General features: G+C 68.4%; 20 protein-coding genes. 10 read left to right on the top strand and 10 right to left on the bottom strand.

Features of this window, described 5'->3' with window-relative positions:
* Nucleotides 1-202 precede the first annotated feature (202 nt).
* A complete protein-coding gene (locus AC1DCJ_RS07035) occupies nucleotides 203-1,027 on the bottom strand; it encodes an alpha/beta fold hydrolase (RefSeq protein WP_314405415.1) in 825 nt (274 codons plus the stop codon).
* Nucleotides 1,028-1,356: 329 nt separating this feature from the next.
* On the opposite strand from AC1DCJ_RS07035, the gene AC1DCJ_RS07030 reads away from it, so the two are divergent.
* Nucleotides 1,357-2,130, top strand: a complete 774-nt coding sequence (locus AC1DCJ_RS07030) for a hypothetical protein (RefSeq protein WP_478070521.1) — start codon at nucleotides 1,357-1,359, stop codon at nucleotides 2,128-2,130.
* An 88-nt stretch (nucleotides 2,131-2,218) separates the two neighbouring features.
* Nucleotides 2,219-3,196, top strand: coding sequence for a zinc-binding dehydrogenase (locus tag AC1DCJ_RS07025; RefSeq protein ID WP_428711392.1), 978 nt, complete (start codon nucleotides 2,219-2,221; stop codon nucleotides 3,194-3,196).
* Between the two features lie 135 nt (nucleotides 3,197-3,331).
* On the opposite strand, the gene AC1DCJ_RS07020 is transcribed toward AC1DCJ_RS07025, so the two are convergent.
* On the bottom strand, nucleotides 3,332-4,225 hold the full coding sequence (locus tag AC1DCJ_RS07020; protein WP_038688158.1) for a LysR family transcriptional regulator: 894 nt from the start codon (nucleotides 4,223-4,225) through the stop codon (nucleotides 3,332-3,334).
* Nucleotides 4,226-4,413: 188 nt separating this feature from the next.
* On the opposite strand from AC1DCJ_RS07020, the gene AC1DCJ_RS07015 reads away from it, so the two are divergent.
* The 4 genes from AC1DCJ_RS07015 (at nucleotide 4,414) to AC1DCJ_RS07000 (ending at nucleotide 7,316) form a co-directional block, all read left to right on the top strand.
* Entirely contained in the window at nucleotides 4,414-4,878 is a 465-nt protein-coding gene (locus tag AC1DCJ_RS07015; RefSeq protein WP_478070520.1) for a (R)-mandelonitrile lyase, read from the top strand.
* Between the two features lie 59 nt (nucleotides 4,879-4,937).
* Entirely contained in the window at nucleotides 4,938-5,609 is a 672-nt protein-coding gene (locus AC1DCJ_RS07010) for a class I SAM-dependent methyltransferase (RefSeq protein ID WP_448135896.1), read from the top strand.
* Nucleotides 5,610-5,672: 63 nt separating this feature from the next.
* On the top strand, nucleotides 5,673-6,326 hold the full coding sequence (locus tag AC1DCJ_RS07005) for an SDR family oxidoreductase (RefSeq protein ID WP_478070519.1): 654 nt from the start codon (nucleotides 5,673-5,675) through the stop codon (nucleotides 6,324-6,326).
* A 69-nt stretch (nucleotides 6,327-6,395) separates the two neighbouring features.
* Nucleotides 6,396-7,316, top strand: a complete 921-nt coding sequence (locus AC1DCJ_RS07000; RefSeq protein WP_478070518.1) for a M14 family metallopeptidase — start codon at nucleotides 6,396-6,398, stop codon at nucleotides 7,314-7,316.
* A 283-nt stretch (nucleotides 7,317-7,599) separates the two neighbouring features.
* On the opposite strand, the gene AC1DCJ_RS06995 is transcribed toward AC1DCJ_RS07000, so the two are convergent.
* Complete coding sequence (locus tag AC1DCJ_RS06995; RefSeq protein WP_313422680.1) at nucleotides 7,600-8,463, bottom strand: LysR family transcriptional regulator; 864 nt, start codon at nucleotides 8,461-8,463, stop codon at nucleotides 7,600-7,602.
* Between the two features lie 152 nt (nucleotides 8,464-8,615).
* Between AC1DCJ_RS06995 and AC1DCJ_RS06990 the strand changes: the two genes are divergently transcribed.
* Together AC1DCJ_RS06990 and AC1DCJ_RS06985 are read left to right on the top strand one after the other, a co-directional pair.
* Nucleotides 8,616-8,987: a DMT family transporter gene (locus AC1DCJ_RS06990; protein WP_478070517.1), complete on the top strand. Its 372-nt coding sequence runs from the start codon at nucleotides 8,616-8,618 to the stop codon at nucleotides 8,985-8,987.
* A complete protein-coding gene (locus AC1DCJ_RS06985; protein WP_137189562.1) occupies nucleotides 8,984-9,304 on the top strand; it encodes an SMR family transporter in 321 nt (106 codons plus the stop codon). Before AC1DCJ_RS06990 ends, AC1DCJ_RS06985 begins: the two co-directional genes overlap by 4 nt.
* A 6-nt stretch (nucleotides 9,305-9,310) precedes the next feature.
* On the opposite strand, the gene AC1DCJ_RS06980 is transcribed toward AC1DCJ_RS06985, so the two are convergent.
* The 4 genes from AC1DCJ_RS06980 to AC1DCJ_RS06965 all read right to left on the bottom strand — a co-directional run bounded on the left by AC1DCJ_RS06980 (nucleotide 9,311) and on the right by AC1DCJ_RS06965 (nucleotide 13,210).
* Nucleotides 9,311-10,138 carry an isocitrate lyase/PEP mutase family protein gene (locus tag AC1DCJ_RS06980; RefSeq protein ID WP_478070516.1) on the bottom strand — a complete coding sequence of 276 codons (828 nt, stop codon included), beginning with the start codon at nucleotides 10,136-10,138 and terminating at the stop codon, nucleotides 9,311-9,313.
* Between the two features lie 69 nt (nucleotides 10,139-10,207).
* Nucleotides 10,208-11,356 (bottom strand): MFS transporter, encoded by a 1,149-nt coding sequence (locus AC1DCJ_RS06975; protein WP_478070515.1) that lies wholly within the window; start codon nucleotides 11,354-11,356, stop codon nucleotides 10,208-10,210.
* Between the two features lie 7 nt (nucleotides 11,357-11,363).
* Nucleotides 11,364-12,140 carry a DeoR/GlpR family DNA-binding transcription regulator gene (locus tag AC1DCJ_RS06970; RefSeq protein ID WP_448135889.1) on the bottom strand — a complete coding sequence of 259 codons (777 nt, stop codon included), beginning with the start codon at nucleotides 12,138-12,140 and terminating at the stop codon, nucleotides 11,364-11,366.
* A 158-nt stretch (nucleotides 12,141-12,298) separates the two neighbouring features.
* Nucleotides 12,299-13,210 (bottom strand): LysR family transcriptional regulator, encoded by a 912-nt coding sequence (locus tag AC1DCJ_RS06965; protein ID WP_478070514.1) that lies wholly within the window; start codon nucleotides 13,208-13,210, stop codon nucleotides 12,299-12,301.
* 102 nt (nucleotides 13,211-13,312) lie between these two features.
* Between AC1DCJ_RS06965 and AC1DCJ_RS06960 the strand changes: the two genes are divergently transcribed.
* Nucleotides 13,313-14,074, top strand: coding sequence for an SDR family NAD(P)-dependent oxidoreductase (locus tag AC1DCJ_RS06960; RefSeq protein WP_478070513.1), 762 nt, complete (start codon nucleotides 13,313-13,315; stop codon nucleotides 14,072-14,074).
* A gap of 147 nt (nucleotides 14,075-14,221) precedes the next feature.
* On the top strand, nucleotides 14,222-14,524 hold the full coding sequence (locus AC1DCJ_RS06955) for a DUF3817 domain-containing protein (protein ID WP_478070512.1): 303 nt from the start codon (nucleotides 14,222-14,224) through the stop codon (nucleotides 14,522-14,524).
* 533 nt (nucleotides 14,525-15,057) lie between these two features.
* Here the strand turns inward: AC1DCJ_RS06955 and AC1DCJ_RS06950 are convergent.
* Genes AC1DCJ_RS06950 through AC1DCJ_RS06940 form a run of 3 tightly spaced genes read right to left on the bottom strand, consistent with a single transcriptional unit; the run spans nucleotide 15,058 to nucleotide 16,889 of the window.
* Nucleotides 15,058-15,390: a thioredoxin family protein gene (locus tag AC1DCJ_RS06950; protein WP_478070511.1), complete on the bottom strand. Its 333-nt coding sequence runs from the start codon at nucleotides 15,388-15,390 to the stop codon at nucleotides 15,058-15,060.
* Entirely contained in the window at nucleotides 15,362-15,841 is a 480-nt protein-coding gene (locus AC1DCJ_RS06945) for a flavodoxin (protein ID WP_478070510.1), read from the bottom strand. Before AC1DCJ_RS06945 ends, AC1DCJ_RS06950 begins: the two co-directional genes overlap by 29 nt.
* A 7-nt stretch (nucleotides 15,842-15,848) precedes the next feature.
* On the bottom strand, nucleotides 15,849-16,889 hold the full coding sequence (locus AC1DCJ_RS06940; protein WP_478070509.1) for a ribonucleotide-diphosphate reductase subunit beta: 1,041 nt from the start codon (nucleotides 16,887-16,889) through the stop codon (nucleotides 15,849-15,851).
* Nucleotides 16,890-16,901 lie beyond the last annotated feature (12 nt).

The following is a 16,901-nucleotide window of genomic DNA, read 5'->3' as shown; positions in this document are numbered from 1 at the left end:
GCCCTTGGAGGCGAAATAAAGGAGGAGGTGGCGGCCGCAGGCCGACGCCGGGCGACATTCGCCGGAAAGGGCATGGGGGCCCAGCGCTCGACCCGCCGCCGGCTGCGCCTGGAAAGCGTCGTGGCACGTTTCTGCTTGGGAGGAAAACAAAAAAAGGCGCCGGGCAGAACCCGGCGCCCCGCGTGGCGATCGCGGCGTTGGGTCAGGCCTTGGCGAAGGCCAGCAGGTCCTGGTTGAACTGATCGGCATGGGTCACGGTCAGGCCATGCGGCGCGCCCGGGTACACCTTCAACGTGGCATTGGCCACGATCTTCGCCGACAGCCGGCCCGACGCATCGATCGGCACGATCTGGTCGTCATCGCCATGCACCACCAGCGTCGGCACGTCGATCTTCTTCAGATCCTGCGTGTAGTCCACCTCGGAGAACTCGCGGATGCAGTCGTACTGCCCCTTGTGCCCGCCCTGCATGCCCTGCAGCCAGAACGCGTCGCGCATCCCCTGGCTGACCTTGTGGCCGTCACGGTTGGCACCGAAGAACGGCGTGGTCAGGTCCTGGTAGAACTGCGAGCGGTCGGCGGCCACCCCGGCGCGGATGCCATCGAACACGCTCATCGGCAGGCCGCCCGGATTGGTGGCGCTCACCACCATCTGCGGCGGCACCGCACCCACCAGCACGGCCTTGGCCACGCGCTTGCTGCCGTGGCGGCCGATATAATGGGCGATCTCGCCGCCGCCGGTGGAGTGGCCCACCAGAATGACCTCTTTCAGGTCCAGCGCCTCGATCAGCGAGGCCAGGTCGTCAGCGTAGGTGTCCATGGTGTTGCCGTCCCACGTCTGCGTGGAACGACCATGGCTGCGACGGTCATGCGCGATCACGCGGTAACCGTGCTGGCCCATGAACAGCATCTGCGGGTCCCAGGCGTCGCTGCTGAGCGGCCAACCATGGGCGAACACGACCGGCTGGCCGTGGCCCCAGTCCTTGTAGAAGATGCGGGTACCGTCTTTGACGGTGTGGTAGCTGCTCATCTGGGTATCTCCGGTGGGGTGGGGGTAGGGGTGGGACACAGCAGGCCCCGAGGCAAACGCCTGGCTTGGCAACGCAGGCAGCATCAACGCGGCCGACACGGCCATGCCGGTGGCTAGGAACTGCCGCCGGGTGGGATCGCCAGGGCGATCGGGAAGAAATGACGACATCGGATCGGTCCAGTGGGGGCCGCGGCGAAACGCCGGGCGGCGCCAGTAAAGCGCTGGCACGCCCCCTCGCGATTGCACCGGTGTGCCCGATCATCGGGGCCATGCCACCGCCTTAACCGGTAACCGCGTATCGTCAGCGCTCTTTGAGTTGGAGTGGATGCATGCGTTGGATCGTGTTGTTGGCCGCATTGGCCATGCCGGTGGTGTCGTGGTTCTCGCAATCCGGCGCATTCGGCCCGACCAATGGCGCGATTTCCGACCGCTATCCGACCCTGTTGGTGGCCGCGGGCTACGCGTTTGCGATCTGGGGCGTGATCTTCCTGTGGGACGTGATCTTCGGGCTGTGGCAGCTGCGCCGGCGCCGCCCGGACCTGCCCGGCGTGCGCGGCTGGGCGGCGGCGGGCTTCGCGCTGACGGCCGCGTGGATGCCGGTGTTTTCCAATGAGTGGTTCCTGCCCGCGCTGGCGATCATCTGGGCCGCGCTAGTGTGCCTGTTGGTGGCCGCCGTGCGCGCTGCCCCCACCGATGCCACCGGCGGCCAGCGCGCCTGGGCGGCGTATCCGCTGGCGCTGCATGCCGGCTGGCTGACGATGGCCGCCTTCCTCAACACGGCCCAGGTGATCGTGGCCTACCAGTGGCTGCCGACCGCCGACATGTTCGGCTGGAGCGTGGTGCTGCTGGCCCTGGCCACGGTGCTGGCCTGGGCGATGAACCAGCGCCTGCGCGGGCATTTCGCCTATCCGGCGGCCGTGGTCTGGGCGCTGGTCGGTGTGTACGTGAAGCAGTCGGGCTGGCGCCTGCCCGGTGCCGATACCGTGTCGGTGCTGGCGCTGGCGGTTGCCGCGCTGCTGGTGCTGCAGACGTTGCTGCTGCGCACGCGGGCGTGGCGCCATCCGACCGTGCCGGTCGTGGCCGCGCACCGCCATCGACGTTGAGGTCACGCGTCTCCGGGCACCGTGTGTGCCCGTGCAAGGCCGGGTGCTGCCCGGCAATCCCCCATTGAACTGGCAACAGGAGACTTCCATGCGCGCTGCATTGCATGACACCTTTGGCGATCCCACCATCGTGCTGCACGGGGGTGACGTACCCACCCCGCAGCCGGGCGCGGGCGAGGTGCGTATCCGCACCGTGCTGGCCCCCATCCACAACCATGACCTGTGGACCGTGCGCGGCAAGTACGGCTACAAGCCCACGCTGCCGGCGGTTGGCGGCAGTGAAGCAACCGGCGTGATCGACGCGCTGGGCGAGGGCGTTCAAGGCCTGGCGGTGGGTCAGCGGGTGAGCGCCGCGTCGGTGCATGGCACCTGGGCCGAGCACTTCATCGCACCGGCGAAGATGGTCATTCCGATGCCGGATGCGATCGACGATGAAACCGCGGCGCAGCTGATCGCGATGCCGCTGAGCGCGCTGATGCTGCTGGAGTTCCTGCAGGTGCGCGAGGGTCAGTGGATCCTGCAGAACGCGGCCAATGGCGCGGTCGGCAAGGCGCTGGCGATGCTGTCCAAGGCCCGCGGCGTGCACTGCGTGAACCTGGTGCGGCGCGATGCCGGCGTGGCGGAAATGGAGGCGCTGGGCATCGACAACACGATTTCCACCGCGCAGTCGGATTGGATGGCGCAGGTGCAGACGCGGCTGGCCGGCGGCTCGATCGCTGCGGCGGTCGACTCGGTGGGCGGGCGCGCCAGCAGCGAGCTGATGACCCTGTTGGGTGACGGCGGCACGCTGGTGTCGTTCGGCTCGATGACCGGCGAACCGATGCAGCTCAACTCGGGCGACGTGATCTTCAAGCAGGCCACGGTGAAGGGGTTCTGGGGTAGCAAGGTGAGCCAGGCCATGGCTCCGGACGACAAGCGCCGGCTGGTGGGTGAGCTGCTGCAGCTGGCCGCACGCGGTGGGCTGAGCCTGCCGGTGGATGGTGTGTTCGGGCTGGACGAGGTGGCGGCTGCTGCCGCTGCGAGCCTGGAACCGGGCCGCAATGGCAAGGTGCTGCTGCGCCCCTGAGGTAGAGCCGACCGTTGGTCGGCTGCTCCAGATCGGGCACCGCGACAGCCGACCAACGGTCGGCTCTACCGGGATTGCGACAGCCGACCAACGGTCGCTCATACCCGCATTGCGGCAGCCGACCAACGGTCGGCTCTACCGGGCTGCGCGTAACGCTTCTATCACCACGCGCATCGCGCTGGAGGATTGGCGGCGGCTGGGGTAGTAGGCGTAATAACCGTCGAACACGTCGCACCAGTCGTCCATGACGCGGCGCAGGCGACCCGCCTGGACGTGTTCCAGCACCATGTCTTCGGGCAGGTAGGCCAGGCCGGCGCCGGCCAGGGTGGCGCGCAACATGGCGCTGCTGCCGTTGAACGTCCATTGCCCGTCCACGCGCACGTTGGCCTCCTGGCCGTCTTTCTGCAGGTCCCACACCATCAGTCCGCCGTGGGTAGGCAGGCGCAGCCCGATGCAGTTGTGCGCGGCCAGATCCGCCGGTGCTTGGGGCGCGACGTGATGGACGAAATAGGCCGGGCTGGCCACGATCGCCATGCGCTGCGGGCCGCTGATCGGTACGGCGATCATGTCGTTGGCCACGCGTCCGCCCAGGCGGATGCCGATGTCATACCGCTGCGCCACGATGTCGGCCAGGCCGTAGTCGACGGTGAGCTCCACGCGCAGGTCGGGGTAGGCCGGCAGTATCGCGCTCAGGCGTGGCCAGACGATGCTGTTGGCCGCGTGTTCGGCGGTGGTGATGCGGATGGTACCGGCGGGATGGTCGCGGTAGTCGCTGATGGCCACCAGCTCGGCCTCGATCTCCTGCATGCGCGGGGCCACGGTGTCGTACAGGCGTTCACCGGCCTCGGTCATCGACACGCTGCGGGTGGTGCGGGTGAGCAGGCGCACCCCGAGGCGCTCCTCCAGGCCCCGCACGGTGTGGCTCAGCGCGGACTGCGAGACGCCGAGCTGCGCGGCGGCGCGGGTGAAGCTGCGCTCGCGGGCCACGGCGACGAACACCTGCAGGTCGTTGAAATTCTCGCGGGCCATCGGCGGCGTCCGGCACGCATGCGATTCATGCCTGGGCATGATGCGTCCGGGTCACTGGTGAGCACAAGACGTCATCGGGTGGTGATTGATGAGCGATGTTCATCGCTGCATGCGGGATGGGGCAGGCAGTAGCGGGGGCGGTAGGGACTAGAGTGGGGCGGTCCGTTTTCCACGTCGAGGAGTTCCGCATGAACCTGTTGAGCAGCACGCTGCTGTCGATGGTGGCCGCCACCGCACCGGCCGACCCGGCCCCGATCCAGATCGCCCGCGCCGGCAGCACCCCATCGGCGGCCGGTCCGGCCGACTATTTCACCGGCACGGTGCGCATCGATGCGCCGTTCCAGCGCGCCGCACCGGCCCGGGTGGGCGGTGCCACTGTGACCTTCGAGCCCGGCGCGCGCACGGCCTGGCACACCCATCCGCTCGGCCAGACCCTGATCGTGACCGCCGGGGTGGGCAGCGTGCAGGAGTGGGGCAAGCCGGTGCAGGAAATCCGCCCCGGCGACGTTGTCTGGATCGCGCCGGGGGTGAAGCACTGGCACGGCGCCAAGGCGACGGTGGCCATGACCCATATCGCCATCGCCGAAGCGGTCGATGGCTCGCCGGTGACCTGGCTGGAGCAGGTCAGTGAGGCCCAGTACAACGGCGGGTGACATCGCACGCCACGGGCATTAATGTAACTACACCAGTTACATGAAATAAGGTGCGCCCGATGGATGCCTACGCCGACCCCGATGCCGTGGCCCGCTACGCAGAACGCCCACCCCGGCTGGTGCCGGGGTTCGCCGATCTGCAGCGGATGTGCACGCAGCTGCTGGCCGAATCCGCGCCGGCCGATGCACGCGTGCTGGTGTTGGGCGCCGGCGGCGGCCTGGAGCTGCGCACCTTCGCGCAGGCGCAGCCGCACTGGCGTTTCGACGGTGTGGATCCGTCGGACGCGATGTTGGCGCTGGCGGCGCGCACGATGGGCGAGGATGCGCATCGCGCGCACCTGCACCACGGCTACATCGACGTGGCGCCTGACGGGCCGTTCGATGCCGCCGCCTGCCTGCTCACCCTGCATTTCGTGCCGCTGCACGAACGCGTGCCGACCCTGGCGGCGCTGCATCGGCGGTTGCGCCCGGGCGCGCCGCTGGTGGTAGCGCACATGAGCTTCGACCAGCACGACGGCGCGCGTGCGCGCTGGCTGCAACGCTACGCCGACTTCGCGGTGTCCTCCGGCATCGCGCCGGAGCAGGCCGAACACGGGCGTGCCGCCGTGGCCGAGCACGTGCATATCCTGTCGCCGGCGCAGGACGAGGCACTGCTGCGCGAGGCCGGTTTCAGCCGCGTCGAGAGCTTCTACCAGGGTCTGGGATTCCGCGGCTGGATTGCGCTGGCATAAGCGCCACGGCATGGTCACGCCGCGGTGGCTACGCTGGGTGCTGGTACGTATCAGGAGAACAGCATGGCCCAGGTTTTCATCATCGGCGCTGCCGGCAAGGTCGGCCGCCATCTGGTCGAACAACTGGCCACGCGCGGCCACCGCGCGGTGGCGCTGCATCGTCGCCCGGAGCAGGCCGACGCGTTGGCCGCGCTGGGCGGCACACCGGTGCAGGGCGATCTGACCCACACCGATGCGCAGGCGCTGGCGGCACAGATGGCCGGCAGCGAGGTGGTTGTGTTCAGTGCAGGGGCGGGCGGGGCAAGCATCGAACTGACCAACGCCATCGACGGTGCCGGGCTGGAGCTGGCCGTGCAGGCCGCCCGGCACGCGGGCATCAAACGCTTCCTGCTGGTCTCGGCATTTCCCGAGGCCGGGCGAGGCAAGGCGATGGGCGATGGCTTCGAGAACTACATGGCGGTCAAGAAGCGCGCCGACGTGTACCTGGCCGCCAGCGACCTGGATTGGGTGATCCTGCGCCCCGGTACGCTCACCGATGCGGCCGGCCGTGGACGCGTCCAGGCCGGGCTGGCCATTACCTACGGTGAGGTGCCGCGGGCGGATGTCGCCGCGACGCTGGTGGCATTGGTCGAACGCCCGCAGCTCACGCACCGCATCATCGAACTCACCGAAGGTGAGCAGCCCATCGACGCGGCACTGCAGCAGCTGCCCGCCTGATGTGGCACAGGCGGCCCGGGCCGCGATGGTAAAATCGGCGTCCCGATCCACTGCACAGACGAGTACGCCATGACCGACGCCCGCTTCCATCCCATCGGCACCCCTGGCCAGCCCTGGGGCGCGGCGGAAAAGGCGCAGTGGCGTGCCCTGCAAGTGCCGCAGCGTCGCTATGCCGACGACGTGGTGCCGGCGGTGGACGCCTTGCGCGCGGACTTCGACGTGGAGCAGTACGGCACGCTGGACTACGCCCCGGACGCGTACCCGTTGTTTGCCGTGCGCAGCCGCAACTGGAATCCGGCGCTTCCCAGCGTGCTGGTCACCGGCGGCGTGCACGGCTACGAAACCAGTGGCGTGCAGGGCGCACTGCAGTTCCTGGCCACGCGTGCCAAGGACTATGCCGGCCGCGCGAACGTGCTGGTGGCGCCGTGTGTGAGCCCGTGGGGCTACGAGCGCGTGCAGCGCTGGAACGCCGATGCGATCGACCCCAACCGCTCCTTCGTGGCCAACAGCCCGGCGCAGGAATCGGCGGCGCTGATGGCGCTGGTGGCACCGCTGCGCGCCGGCATGGTGATGCACATCGACCTGCATGAAACCACCGACAGCGACGAAACCGAGTTCCGTCCCGCGCTGGCCGCGCGCGATGGCAAGCCGTTCGAACCGGGGCTGATTCCCGACGGCTTCTACCTGGTGGACGACAGCGAGAATCCGCAGCCCGCGTTCCAGACGGCGGTGAACGCAGCGGTGGAGCAGGTGACCCACATCGCCCCGGCCGATGACAAGGGCGAGATCATCGGCTCGCCGGTGGTGGCCCCGGGCGTGATCGAGTACCCGCTGAAGAAGCTGGGCCTGTGCGCCAGCATCACCGGCGCGACCTACACCACCACCACCGAGGTCTACCCGGACAGCCCGCGCGCCACCCCGCAGCAGTGCAACGATGCGCAGGTAGCCGCGATCTGCGCCGCCATCGACTACGCGCTCGCCCACAGGTAGTGCCGGCCGCTGGCCGGCTCCAGGCGATCCCAGCGCCACGTAGTGCCGGGCTCTGCCCGGCAAGCGCAGAATCCGGCGGAAAGGCAGCGGGGCACAGCCCCGCTCTACGCGGGATGCGTTGAAGAATTGCCCCGTAGCGCCGGGCTCTGCCCGGCTGCCTTTCAGCGCCAAGAGCAGCGGGGCAGAGCCCCGCTCTACGCGGGATGCGTTGAACGAATTGCCGTAGCGCCGGGCTCTGCCCGGCTGCCTTTCAGCGCGAAGCGCAGCGGGGCAGAGCCCCGCTCTACGGGGTGCGGTGCAGGAATTCGTCGAGCAGCCACAGTGCGGCTGGGCCCAGGGTCTCGCCCTTGCGCCACACCGCGTCGCACGCCACCAGCTTCGGCCAGCCGGGCAGGGCCAGTTCCACCAGCTGCCCGCGTCCGTACCGCGCTACCAGGGTGCGCGGCAGTTCGGCCCAGCCGAAGCCGTCTTCGGCCATCTCCAGCACCATCAGGTAATCCGACGCCGACCAGCTGCGCCCCCGGGCCGGGCCGCTGCGCTGATCGTCACCGCTCAGGCAGATCCGGCGATGGCCCGCCAGGTGGGACTCGTCCGCGGCATCGATCTGCGCCAGCGCATGCTGCCGCGCCACGAACACCGCCATTTCCGCGCGCAGCGGCAGCGCACGGACAGTCAGGTCGGGCGGGTACTGCGCCTGCTGCGGCACCAGTCCCAGATGCGCGCGACCCCGTTGCACCACATCGAGCACGTCGCTGCCTTCGGCATCCAGCCATTCCAGTTCAATGTCCGGAAAGCGCTGTTCGAAACGCTGCAGAAGGTGGTGGTCGGGGTTGAGCTGGTAGATGTCGGAAAACACCACGGTCAGCCGCGGCTCCACCGCGTCGCCCAGGCGGATGCTCAGCTGTTCCAGGCGTTCGGCGGCGGCAAGAATCTCCTGCACGTGACCGAGCACCTTGCGCCCGTCGTCGGTGAGCACCGGGTAGCGGCCGCTGCGGTCGAACAGGGTGAGGCCCAGATCGGCCTCCAGCGTGGCAACGGCCGTGCTGATGGTCGATTGGGTCTTTTTCAGGCGGCGAGCCGCGGCGGAGAACGAGCCGAGCGCGGCCGCTTCAACAAAGGCGTGCAGGGATTCCGGGCCGTAGCGCATGGATGTATCGCCTTTGTCGATGGATTCCATCTTTGGTGTGATGGAAACGTCGATGATAATGAAGACATCGGCGGAGTGCGAGCGTCTCAATTGCCCGTACCGACCGACGGTCGGTGCCTACGCCCCGCCGGATCACCCTCAAGGAGTTTCCCATGCACACACAGGTGCATTCCCAACCCCGTGCCCGTGGCGGCCTGATCGCCTGGGCCTGCCTGACCGTGGCGATCGTCGCCGAAGTGGTCGGCACCGCGTTCATGGCCGACGCCGCCCGCCACGGCGGCTACCTCGGGTATGCGGTCATGGCCGTGGCATTGGCCATCTCGTATTACTTCCTCGCGCTGTCGGTGCGGGGCATCGCGGTCGGTGTCGCCTATGCGGTGTGGGAAGGCCTGGGCCTGACCCTGCTGACCCTGGTCGGCCTGTTCGTGTTCAAGGACAGCCTGTCGGTGCAGCAGGTGATCGGCCTGCTGATGGCGGCGGCCGGCATCGTCTGCGTCACCCTGGGCGAGGAGCACACGGCATGAACCTCACCGCCTTCCTATTCGTGACCTGCTCGGCGCTGATCGACATCGCCGCCAACATGATGGTCGCCAAGTCCGACGGCTTCCGTAAGCCGGGCTGGGGCATCGCGGCCATCCTGATGGTGTGGGTGGCGTTCGCGCTGCTCGGCCAGGCCGTCAAGAGCATGGACCTGGCCACCGCCTATGCGATGTGGGGCGCGATCGGCGTGATCGGCACGGCGCTCTGCGGCCGGGTGCTGTTCGGCAACCGCCTGCGTCCGATCGGCTGGGTCGGCATCGCGCTGGTCACCGGCGCGGTGGTGGTACTGTCCAGCCACTGAGGGTGCTCAACGGAACAGCTCGTTCAGTGCCGCACCCGACGCGGCATCGGCGAAGCCATCGAAACGGCCTTCGTTGGCCAGCAGCGTCGAGGCCCGCATCATCCCGCCCCACGCACTGCGCGCCATGGCGCCACCCACGCTGACCCGGCGCACGCCCATGGCGGCGATATCCTGCAGGGTGAACGGCACGGCGCTGCCCACCAGCAGGTTCACCGGTTTGGGGGCGACGGCGGCAACCACCGCCTCGATCTGCGCGCGCGTGCTGATGCCCGGCGCGTACAGGCAGTCGGCGCCGGCTGCGGCGTAGGCGCGCAGCCGGGCAATGGCATCGTCCAGGTCCGGGCGGCCGACAAAGAAGTTCTCGGCCCGGCCAATCAGCAGCACGTCTTCGCCACTGCGGTCGATGGCGGCCCGTGCAGCGCGCATCCGCGCCACCGCCTCGTCGAGTGGTCGCAGCGGCGCGGCGGCATCGCCACGGGCGTCTTCAATGGATAGTCCGGCCACGCCGGTGGCGATGGCCTGCTCCACGGCGCGCTCCACCGCGGTGGGATCCGTGCCGAAGCCATCGCCGAAATCCGCATTCACCGGCAGCGGCGTGGCAGCGGCCAGGTCGCGCAGGTGGACCAGCGTCTCATCCAGTGAGAGCTGGCCGTCCGGCTTGCCCTGGCTCCATGCCACACCGGAACTGGTGCTGGCCAGCGCGGCAAACCCGAGCCCGTGCAGGTAGCGCGCACTGCCCACGTCCCAGGGGTTGGGCAACACGAAACAGCCGTCCTCATGCAGGGCGCGGAAGGCGGCGCGGCGCGGGCGGGGATCGAAGGGCAGGGTGCTCATGGCGCGGACCCGGTAGGCGGTACCACGATGGTACCGCCCGCGCTGCGCCGGTCGTGCTGCAGGCGCGACTCAGGCCCGCACCCAGCGTGCCGCCACCCCGATGCCCGCCAGTGCAATGGCCACCAGGCAGAAGGCGAACACCAGGCTGCTGGCCTGCGCCACGAACCCGATGAACGCCGGGCCGGCCAGCACGCCGGCGTAGCCCAGCGTGGTGATCGCCGGAATTGCCAGGCTCTCCGGCATCGCCTTCTGGTTGCCGGCCATCGAGAACAACGCCGGCACCGTGTTGGCGCAGCCCAGCCCGATCAGCGCGTAACCCAGCAAGGCCAGGGGCAGCAACGTGGCAAAGGTGACCAGTGCGAAACCGCCGGCCGCCACCAGGCTGCCAAGCAGGATCGCCCGGTGCCGCCCCAGCGCGGCCACCACACCGTCACCGACCAGACGGGTCACCGTCATGGCGATGGCAACGGTCATGAAGCCCAGGCCAGCATGCGACGGCGGCACGTGCTGGACCTCGTGCAGGAACACCGCGCTCCAGTCGAGCATGGCGCCCTCGGCCAGGAAGGCCACGAAACACAGCACGCCGATGCCCAGCACCACGCCGTGCGGCACGGCGAACACCGGCGCACCAGCGGGCGCCTTGTCGCGCCGCCAGTACGGCAGCGAGAAGGCCAACAGCGCGGCCATCACCGCCGCCGCCAGCAGGCAGACCAGCCACGGCGGCAGGTGCAGCGCCAACAGGGCGGTCATCGCCGCGGCACCCACCGCGCCACCGATGCTGTAGAAGGCGTGGAAACCGGACATCATCGGCCGCCCGCTGTCACGCTCGACCATGACCGCCTGGATGTTCATCGTGCAGTCGCACGCGCCCACCCCGGCGCCGAACACGAACAGGGCCAGGCCCAGCGTCCACGGCGATGGCGCGATGGCCAGCAGAGGCAGGCTGGCGATCACCAGCAGCAGCGTGCCGATCATTACCGCGCGGCACCCGTGGCGGGCGGCGAAGATGCCGGCCAGCGGCATCGCCAGCAGGGAACCGGCGCCCAGGCACAGCAGCACCAGGCCCAGCGAGCCCTCATCCAGCCCGGTGCGGGTCTTGGCGAACGGCACCAGCGGCGCCCAGGCCGCGGTGGCGAAGCCGGGCAGGAAGAAGGCGGCGCGGGTGGCGTGTTGTTCGACGCGGGTACCGGCCAGGGACGTGTGGGTCAGCGTGGACATATCGGGCTCACTCCGCATCGGCGTGGTGGATGTCGACGCCACGGCGCGCGAACGCCTCGGCCTGCGCCGGCGGGGCATCGGCCTCCAGTACCAGCACGTCGATCCGTTCAACCGTGCCGATCCGGTGCGATGCCTGCGCGCCCAGCTTTTCGTTGCTGGCCACCACCACGCAGCGGCTGCTGGCGGCGAGCATCGCCCGCTTGAGCGCGGCCTCCTCGCCATCCACGGCCCACAGCCCGGCCTCGGCATCCACCGCGCAGGTGCCGATGAAGCACACATCCACCCGCAACGCGGCGATGGCTTCCAGCGCCTGCGCGCCGACGGCCGCACCGATCCGCGGATCCAGCCGGCCGCCGATCAGCGTGACATCGAACCCGCTGCGCGCCATCAGCAGCAGCGCGATGTCCGGGGCGTTGGTGATCACCCGCAGGCCCTGGTTGTCGGGCAGGCAGGCGGCGATCGCACTATTGGTGGAACCGGCATCCAGCAGCACCTGCTCACCCGGGCGCACATGCAGGGCCGCTGCACGGGCGAGTGCCTGCTTCTGTTCGCGCTGCAGGGCGTGGCGGTCGGCCAGTGGCGGAAATTCCGGGGCCGCCGGCAGCGCGCCGCCGTACACCTTGCGGCACAGGCCCTGGCTGGCCAGATCGCGCAGGTCGCGCCGGATCGAGTCTTCGGAGACGCCCATCTGCAACGCAAGCTGGGCGGAGAACACGCGCCCCTGCTCGCGCAGCAGCTGCAGGATGGTCTGTTGGCGTTCGCCGGGGAGGGCTTCGGGGTGCATGGCACGGTGCTCTGGGCGTTCGGGAGAAAATGGGAGAAACCACGCAAGATCACGCAGGAAATCACCCAGCCGGAAGGGTGAATATACATCACCATGCACTTGCGTTGCAGGATCATGCACATATGGCGGCGTGATTGTGCACGGTGTTTCCGGTGGCGTCAGTCCGCCCGCAGCAGTTCCGGCTGGATCACCCCGGCCACCCAGTCCATGAACGCGGTCACCCGGTGGGGCAGGTGGCGGCGTTGCGCGTACAACAACGTCACCGGCATCGGTTCGGCGGCAAGCGTGGGCAGCACTTCCACCAGGGTGCCGGCGGCCAATGCCTGGCGCACCCCCAGCCGCGGCACCTGGATGATGCCCAGCCCGGCAAGGGCGGCCGCGGTGTACCCCTCGCCACTGTTGACGGTGATCGCGCCGCGCATCGGCAGGCTGCGATAGCCGCCCGCGTCATCGGGGTATTCGAAGCCCGGCGAACGCTGACCCAGCGTGCCCACGTAATGGATCAAGGCATGCGCGTGCAGGTCGGCCAGCGTACGCGGCGTGCCGCGCGTGGCCAGGTAGGCCGGGCTGGCGCAGTTGACGATCTGCATGGCACCCAGCGGGCGTGCCACCAGCGTGTTGTCGTCCAGGCTGCCCACCCGCAGCACGCAGTCGAAGCCTTCGCGCACCAGATCCACGCGGCGGTCGGTGCCGCTCAGCTCCATCTCCAGTCCTGGGTGCCGGGCCAGAAAGCCGGGCAGGTGCGGGATCACCAGCTGGCGGGCCAGTCCGCTGGACATGTCCACCCGCAGCCGGCCCTTGAGCTGGCTGGTGTCGCGGCGGAACATGCCCTGCAGCTCTTCCATGTCGTCCAGCAGGTCGCGGGCGCGCTGCTGGAACTGCAGGCCGTCGGCGCTCAGCCGCACCCGGCGGGTGGTCCGGTGCAGCAGCTGCACGCCCACCTCCGCCTCCAACCGCTGCACGGCCAGCGACACGCTGGCCTTGGGCAGGCCCAGGCTGTCGGCAGCGCCGGTGAACGAGCCGAGTTCGGCGACGCGCAGGAAGCTGCGCAGTTGGTCCAGGCGATCCATGGATTGTTCGTCATTGGTGAACAGTCAAATCAGGATCGCGCGGTTTATGCGCTCACGCAAGATCAATAGTCTGTGTCCACACCCTACCGCTGGAGAAACGACATGAGCAGCTCCCCCCGTATCGTCCTGGTCACTGGCGGCAGCCGCGGGCTGGGCCGCAACGCCGCGCTCGCGCTGGCCGCCGATGGCGCCGATATCGTGATCACCTACCGCAGCCAGGCCGACGCCGCCCGGCAGGTGGTCGCCCAGATCGAAGCGCTCGGCCGCCGCGCCGCGGCATTGCCGCTGGATGTCGCCGACAGTGGCAGCTTCGCCGCGTTCGCCGACCAGTTGCGCGACACCCTGCAGGGCTGGGGCGCCACGCAGCTGCAGGGCCTGCTCAACAACGCCGGCGAAGGCCTGTACGCCAGCATCGCCGAGACCACGCCCGCGCAGTTCGACCACGCCGTAGCGGTGCACCTGAAGGGGCCGTACTTCCTCACCCAGGCGCTGCTGCCACTGATCGCCGATGGCGGGCGCATCCTCAACGTGTCCAGCGGGCTGGCGCGCTTCTCGCTGCCGGGCAGTTCGGCCTACGCGATGATGAAGGGCGGTATCGAAGTGTTCACCCGGTACCTGGCCAAGGAACTGGGCGCGCGCGGGATCAGCGCCAACACGCTGGCGCCGGGCGCGATCGCCACCGATTTCGGCGGCGGCCGCGTGCGCGACGACGAGCACGTCAACGGCATGGTGGCCTCGATCACTGCACTGGGGCGCGCCGGTCAGCCCGATGACATCGGACCGGTGGCCGCGGCACTGTTGTCGCCGTCGACGGCCTGGATCAATGCGCAGCGGGTGGAAGCGTCGGGCGGTATGTTCGTCTGAATCCGGGAGGCGTGCGCGGTCGTGCGCACCCCTTTTGTGTGTGATGAACGGCTGCAAACGGGTCGCATTCGCAGTTCGCGGCTATCATGGCGCTCCTGATGCCTGCGTGCCGAGCCTGATTTGAACGCCACTCCCCCGACAACCCCCATGGGTCGTGTCTTCGCCACTGTTGCCTTCATTGAAGCGCTCACTTGGGCCGGCCTGTTGATCGGCATGTACTTCAAGTACCACGCCGCCGATCCCACCCCGATCGGCGTGCGCGTGTTCGGACCGGTGCACGGGTTCGCCTTCATGGCGTACGTGGTGGTGACGGTGCTGGCCGCGGTGCGGCTGCGCTGGCCGTGGTGGGCGGCAGGGCTGGCGTTGCTGGCTGCGGTTCCGCCGCTGGTGACGTTGCCGTTGGAATGGTGGTTCAAGCGGCGGGGGTTGCTGGGCCGTCGGGTGGGGTGATTGCGGGCGCTGGCTCCGTTTTTGGGTCATGCGTGCAATGTGCGTGGCACGGTTATCGGCGGTCGTTTGGGAACCGACCCTACCGGCGAGATTGTTGAACCCGGCGGCTGGTAGGGTCGAACCTTGGTCGACTGCACGTGGTGGGTCACCGTTCAACGGCGACATGACGTTCGAACGCAGGCCGGTGTTTGCACGCGGTTCGGTTGCGTGATCGCGGGCGCGGCTTCGTTTTTGGGTGATGCGTGCAATGTGCGCGGCGCGGTTATCGGCGGTCGTTTGGGAACCGACCCTACCGGGGATGGCCGGGCTGACATTGAAACTTTGCGCGGTATCGTGTGCTGGTAGGGTCGAACCTTGGTCGACTGCACGTGGCGGGTCTCCGTTCGGTGGCGACATGACCGTCGAACGTAGGCTGTTTTTTGTAATGCGGTTCGGTTGCGTGATTGCAGGCGCGGCCTCGCTCCGGGGTCATGCGTGCAATGTGCGCGGCGCGGTTATCGGCGGTCGTTTGGGAACCGACCCTACCAAGGGGGTTACGTTGCCATGGCAGCCGCGATTGCGTCGCCGATCTGCTTCGGCGATTGGTAACCGGGCAGCCGCGCCACTTCGTGTCCGTCACGGACCAGCAGCAGGGTGGGTGTCTGACGCAGGCCCAGGCTGCGGAAGAACACTTCGCCGATGGTTTCCAGGTGGACTTTGAGCAGCACGATGCCGGCGGCGCGCGGTGAATCGGCGATGCTGGCCAGCGACATGTCCAGCATGCGGCAGCCGGGGCAGTTGTCCTTGTGGAAATCCACCAGCACGGTGGGATGGTCGCGAAGGGCGGCGTGATAGGCGTCAGGCGTGGCGGAGTGCAGGATCTGCATGGGGAGAGGTCTCGATGCGGGCCAACACGGTGTCGGTCCACTGGTGGATGGCGTGGGTATCGGCCTGCCCGTGCGGCATCTGCTCGATCTCCAGCACCGGGTGCGGCGAGCCGAAGAAGCGTGCCAGGCGATGCGCGGCGCCGCAGTAGTACTCCGGGCCCCATTGCGTTTCGCCGGTGCCGAACACGGCCACGCCAACACCGGGCGGCAGCCCGGCGGTGTCGCGCAGCGTGGCCACGAAGGCCTTCATCTCCTCCGGGGTGCGGCCGGCGTTGTCGGTCCAGCAGCCCAGCAGCAGCGCATCGCGTGGCTGTGCCAGCGCGGCGGCGGTATCGCCGTCCACGTCCAGCAGCTGCAGCGGGTGGCCCAGGGCCTGGCAGCGCGCCGCGACCAGCTGCGCCACCTCGCGCGTGTTGCCGCTCAGCGATGCATAGGCAAGCAGGATGCGCATGGGCGGTTCACAGGTCGTCGAAGCCGTTGTCCGAATTGGTCTTCTTGTAACTGGCGTTGCGCATTTCGAAGAAGTCGGTCTTGGTCTCGGTGAAATTGTCGGCGTAGGCCTTGATCCACGGCATCACGTTGACGTTGGTGTCGCTGTACAGCTTCTCGATGCCGAGCATGCCGGCCATCTTGTTGGCGCGATACTTCACATAGCGGATCATTTCGTCCACGTCGATGCCGTCGATGCCGTCCAGCACCTCGCCGGTCCAGCGCGTTTCCAGCGCGATGGCATGCTCGAACGCGTCGTGCACGTAAGCGGTGAGCTGGTCGCCCTGAAGCTGCTGGTTCTCGCCGATGATGGCGCGGATCAGTTCGCTGATGAACTTGGTGTGGGCCAGTTCGTCGCGGTTGATGAAACTGATGATCTTGCCGGTGCCGGTCATGCGGTTCTGGCGGACCAGGTTGTAGAAAAACGCGAAGCCGGAATAGAAGTTGATGCCTTCCAGGATCGACGACTGGATCAGCGACCGGATCAGGGTCTCGGCGGTCTTCTCGCGCATGAAGTCGTCGTAGGACTGCATGATCGGCTGGTTGCGCGCCAGGATGGTGGGATGCGTGCGGGCGATTTCGAACACGCGGTTCTGGTCGGCCAGCCCGGCGATGGAGGCCAGTACGTAGCTGTAGCTCTCGTTGTGGATCACCTCCTGCTGGCCGATGATCGCGGCGTTGGCGTGCGCGGCTGGGTCGGTGATGTACTCGGCCACGTTGTAGATGAAGCGGGTCTGCGGCGAGTCGAGCGTGGCCAGCAGGCCGATGATCGAATCGTAGGCATTCTTTTCGCTCGCATTGAGCTCGCCGTAGCCCCGCGCGTCGCCCTTCATGTCCACTTCGTCGGGGATCCAGAAGTTGGTCGAGAGCTCCTTGTAGGCCCGGTAGAAGGACGGGTAGGGGATGTCATTCCAGTTCAGGATGCCGCTGGTGCGGCCGTTGATGATGCCGGTGGAGCGGTTGGGGTGGCGCGGTTCGAGGATCTTGATGCGTTCCAGCGGTGTTGCCATGGGGTGTCCTGG

This window comes from Stenotrophomonas sp. 10N36 (assembly GCF_056395005.1).
Note: the sequence above shows the minus strand (reverse complement) of the source record. Positions and strands in the feature narration are given on the sequence as shown.

Excerpts from the sequence above, each read along its gene's own strand:
- AC1DCJ_RS07005 (WP_478070519.1), top strand. The coding sequence starts at position 5,673 with ATGGCCCAGGTTTTCATCATCGGCGCTGCCGGCAAGGTCGGCCGCCAT.
- AC1DCJ_RS06980 (WP_478070516.1), bottom strand. The coding sequence starts at position 10,138 with ATGAGCACCCTGCCCTTCGATCCCCGCCCGCGCCGCGCCGCCTTCCGC.
- AC1DCJ_RS06995 (WP_313422680.1), bottom strand. The coding sequence starts at position 8,463 with ATGCGCTACGGCCCGGAATCCCTGCACGCCTTTGTTGAAGCGGCCGCG.
- AC1DCJ_RS06990 (WP_478070517.1), top strand. The coding sequence starts at position 8,616 with ATGCACACACAGGTGCATTCCCAACCCCGTGCCCGTGGCGGCCTGATC.
- AC1DCJ_RS07015 (WP_478070520.1), top strand. The coding sequence starts at position 4,414 with ATGAACCTGTTGAGCAGCACGCTGCTGTCGATGGTGGCCGCCACCGCA.
- AC1DCJ_RS06970 (WP_448135889.1), bottom strand. The coding sequence starts at position 12,140 with ATGCACCCCGAAGCCCTCCCCGGCGAACGCCAACAGACCATCCTGCAG.
- AC1DCJ_RS06950 (WP_478070511.1), bottom strand. The coding sequence starts at position 15,390 with ATGCAGATCCTGCACTCCGCCACGCCTGACGCCTATCACGCCGCCCTT.
- AC1DCJ_RS07010 (WP_448135896.1), top strand. The coding sequence starts at position 4,938 with ATGGATGCCTACGCCGACCCCGATGCCGTGGCCCGCTACGCAGAACGC.
- AC1DCJ_RS06985 (WP_137189562.1), top strand. The coding sequence starts at position 8,984 with ATGAACCTCACCGCCTTCCTATTCGTGACCTGCTCGGCGCTGATCGAC.
- AC1DCJ_RS06955 (WP_478070512.1), top strand. The coding sequence starts at position 14,222 with ATGGGTCGTGTCTTCGCCACTGTTGCCTTCATTGAAGCGCTCACTTGG.
- AC1DCJ_RS07030 (WP_478070521.1), top strand. The coding sequence starts at position 1,357 with ATGCGTTGGATCGTGTTGTTGGCCGCATTGGCCATGCCGGTGGTGTCG.
- AC1DCJ_RS06940 (WP_478070509.1), bottom strand. The coding sequence starts at position 16,889 with ATGGCAACACCGCTGGAACGCATCAAGATCCTCGAACCGCGCCACCCC.
- AC1DCJ_RS07020 (WP_038688158.1), bottom strand. The coding sequence starts at position 4,225 with ATGGCCCGCGAGAATTTCAACGACCTGCAGGTGTTCGTCGCCGTGGCC.
- AC1DCJ_RS06960 (WP_478070513.1), top strand. The coding sequence starts at position 13,313 with ATGAGCAGCTCCCCCCGTATCGTCCTGGTCACTGGCGGCAGCCGCGGG.
- AC1DCJ_RS06965 (WP_478070514.1), bottom strand. The coding sequence starts at position 13,210 with ATGGATCGCCTGGACCAACTGCGCAGCTTCCTGCGCGTCGCCGAACTC.
- AC1DCJ_RS07000 (WP_478070518.1), top strand. The coding sequence starts at position 6,396 with ATGACCGACGCCCGCTTCCATCCCATCGGCACCCCTGGCCAGCCCTGG.
- AC1DCJ_RS07035 (WP_314405415.1), bottom strand. The coding sequence starts at position 1,027 with ATGAGCAGCTACCACACCGTCAAAGACGGTACCCGCATCTTCTACAAG.
- AC1DCJ_RS07025 (WP_428711392.1), top strand. The coding sequence starts at position 2,219 with ATGCGCGCTGCATTGCATGACACCTTTGGCGATCCCACCATCGTGCTG.
- AC1DCJ_RS06945 (WP_478070510.1), bottom strand. The coding sequence starts at position 15,841 with ATGCGCATCCTGCTTGCCTATGCATCGCTGAGCGGCAACACGCGCGAG.
- AC1DCJ_RS06975 (WP_478070515.1), bottom strand. The coding sequence starts at position 11,356 with ATGTCCACGCTGACCCACACGTCCCTGGCCGGTACCCGCGTCGAACAA.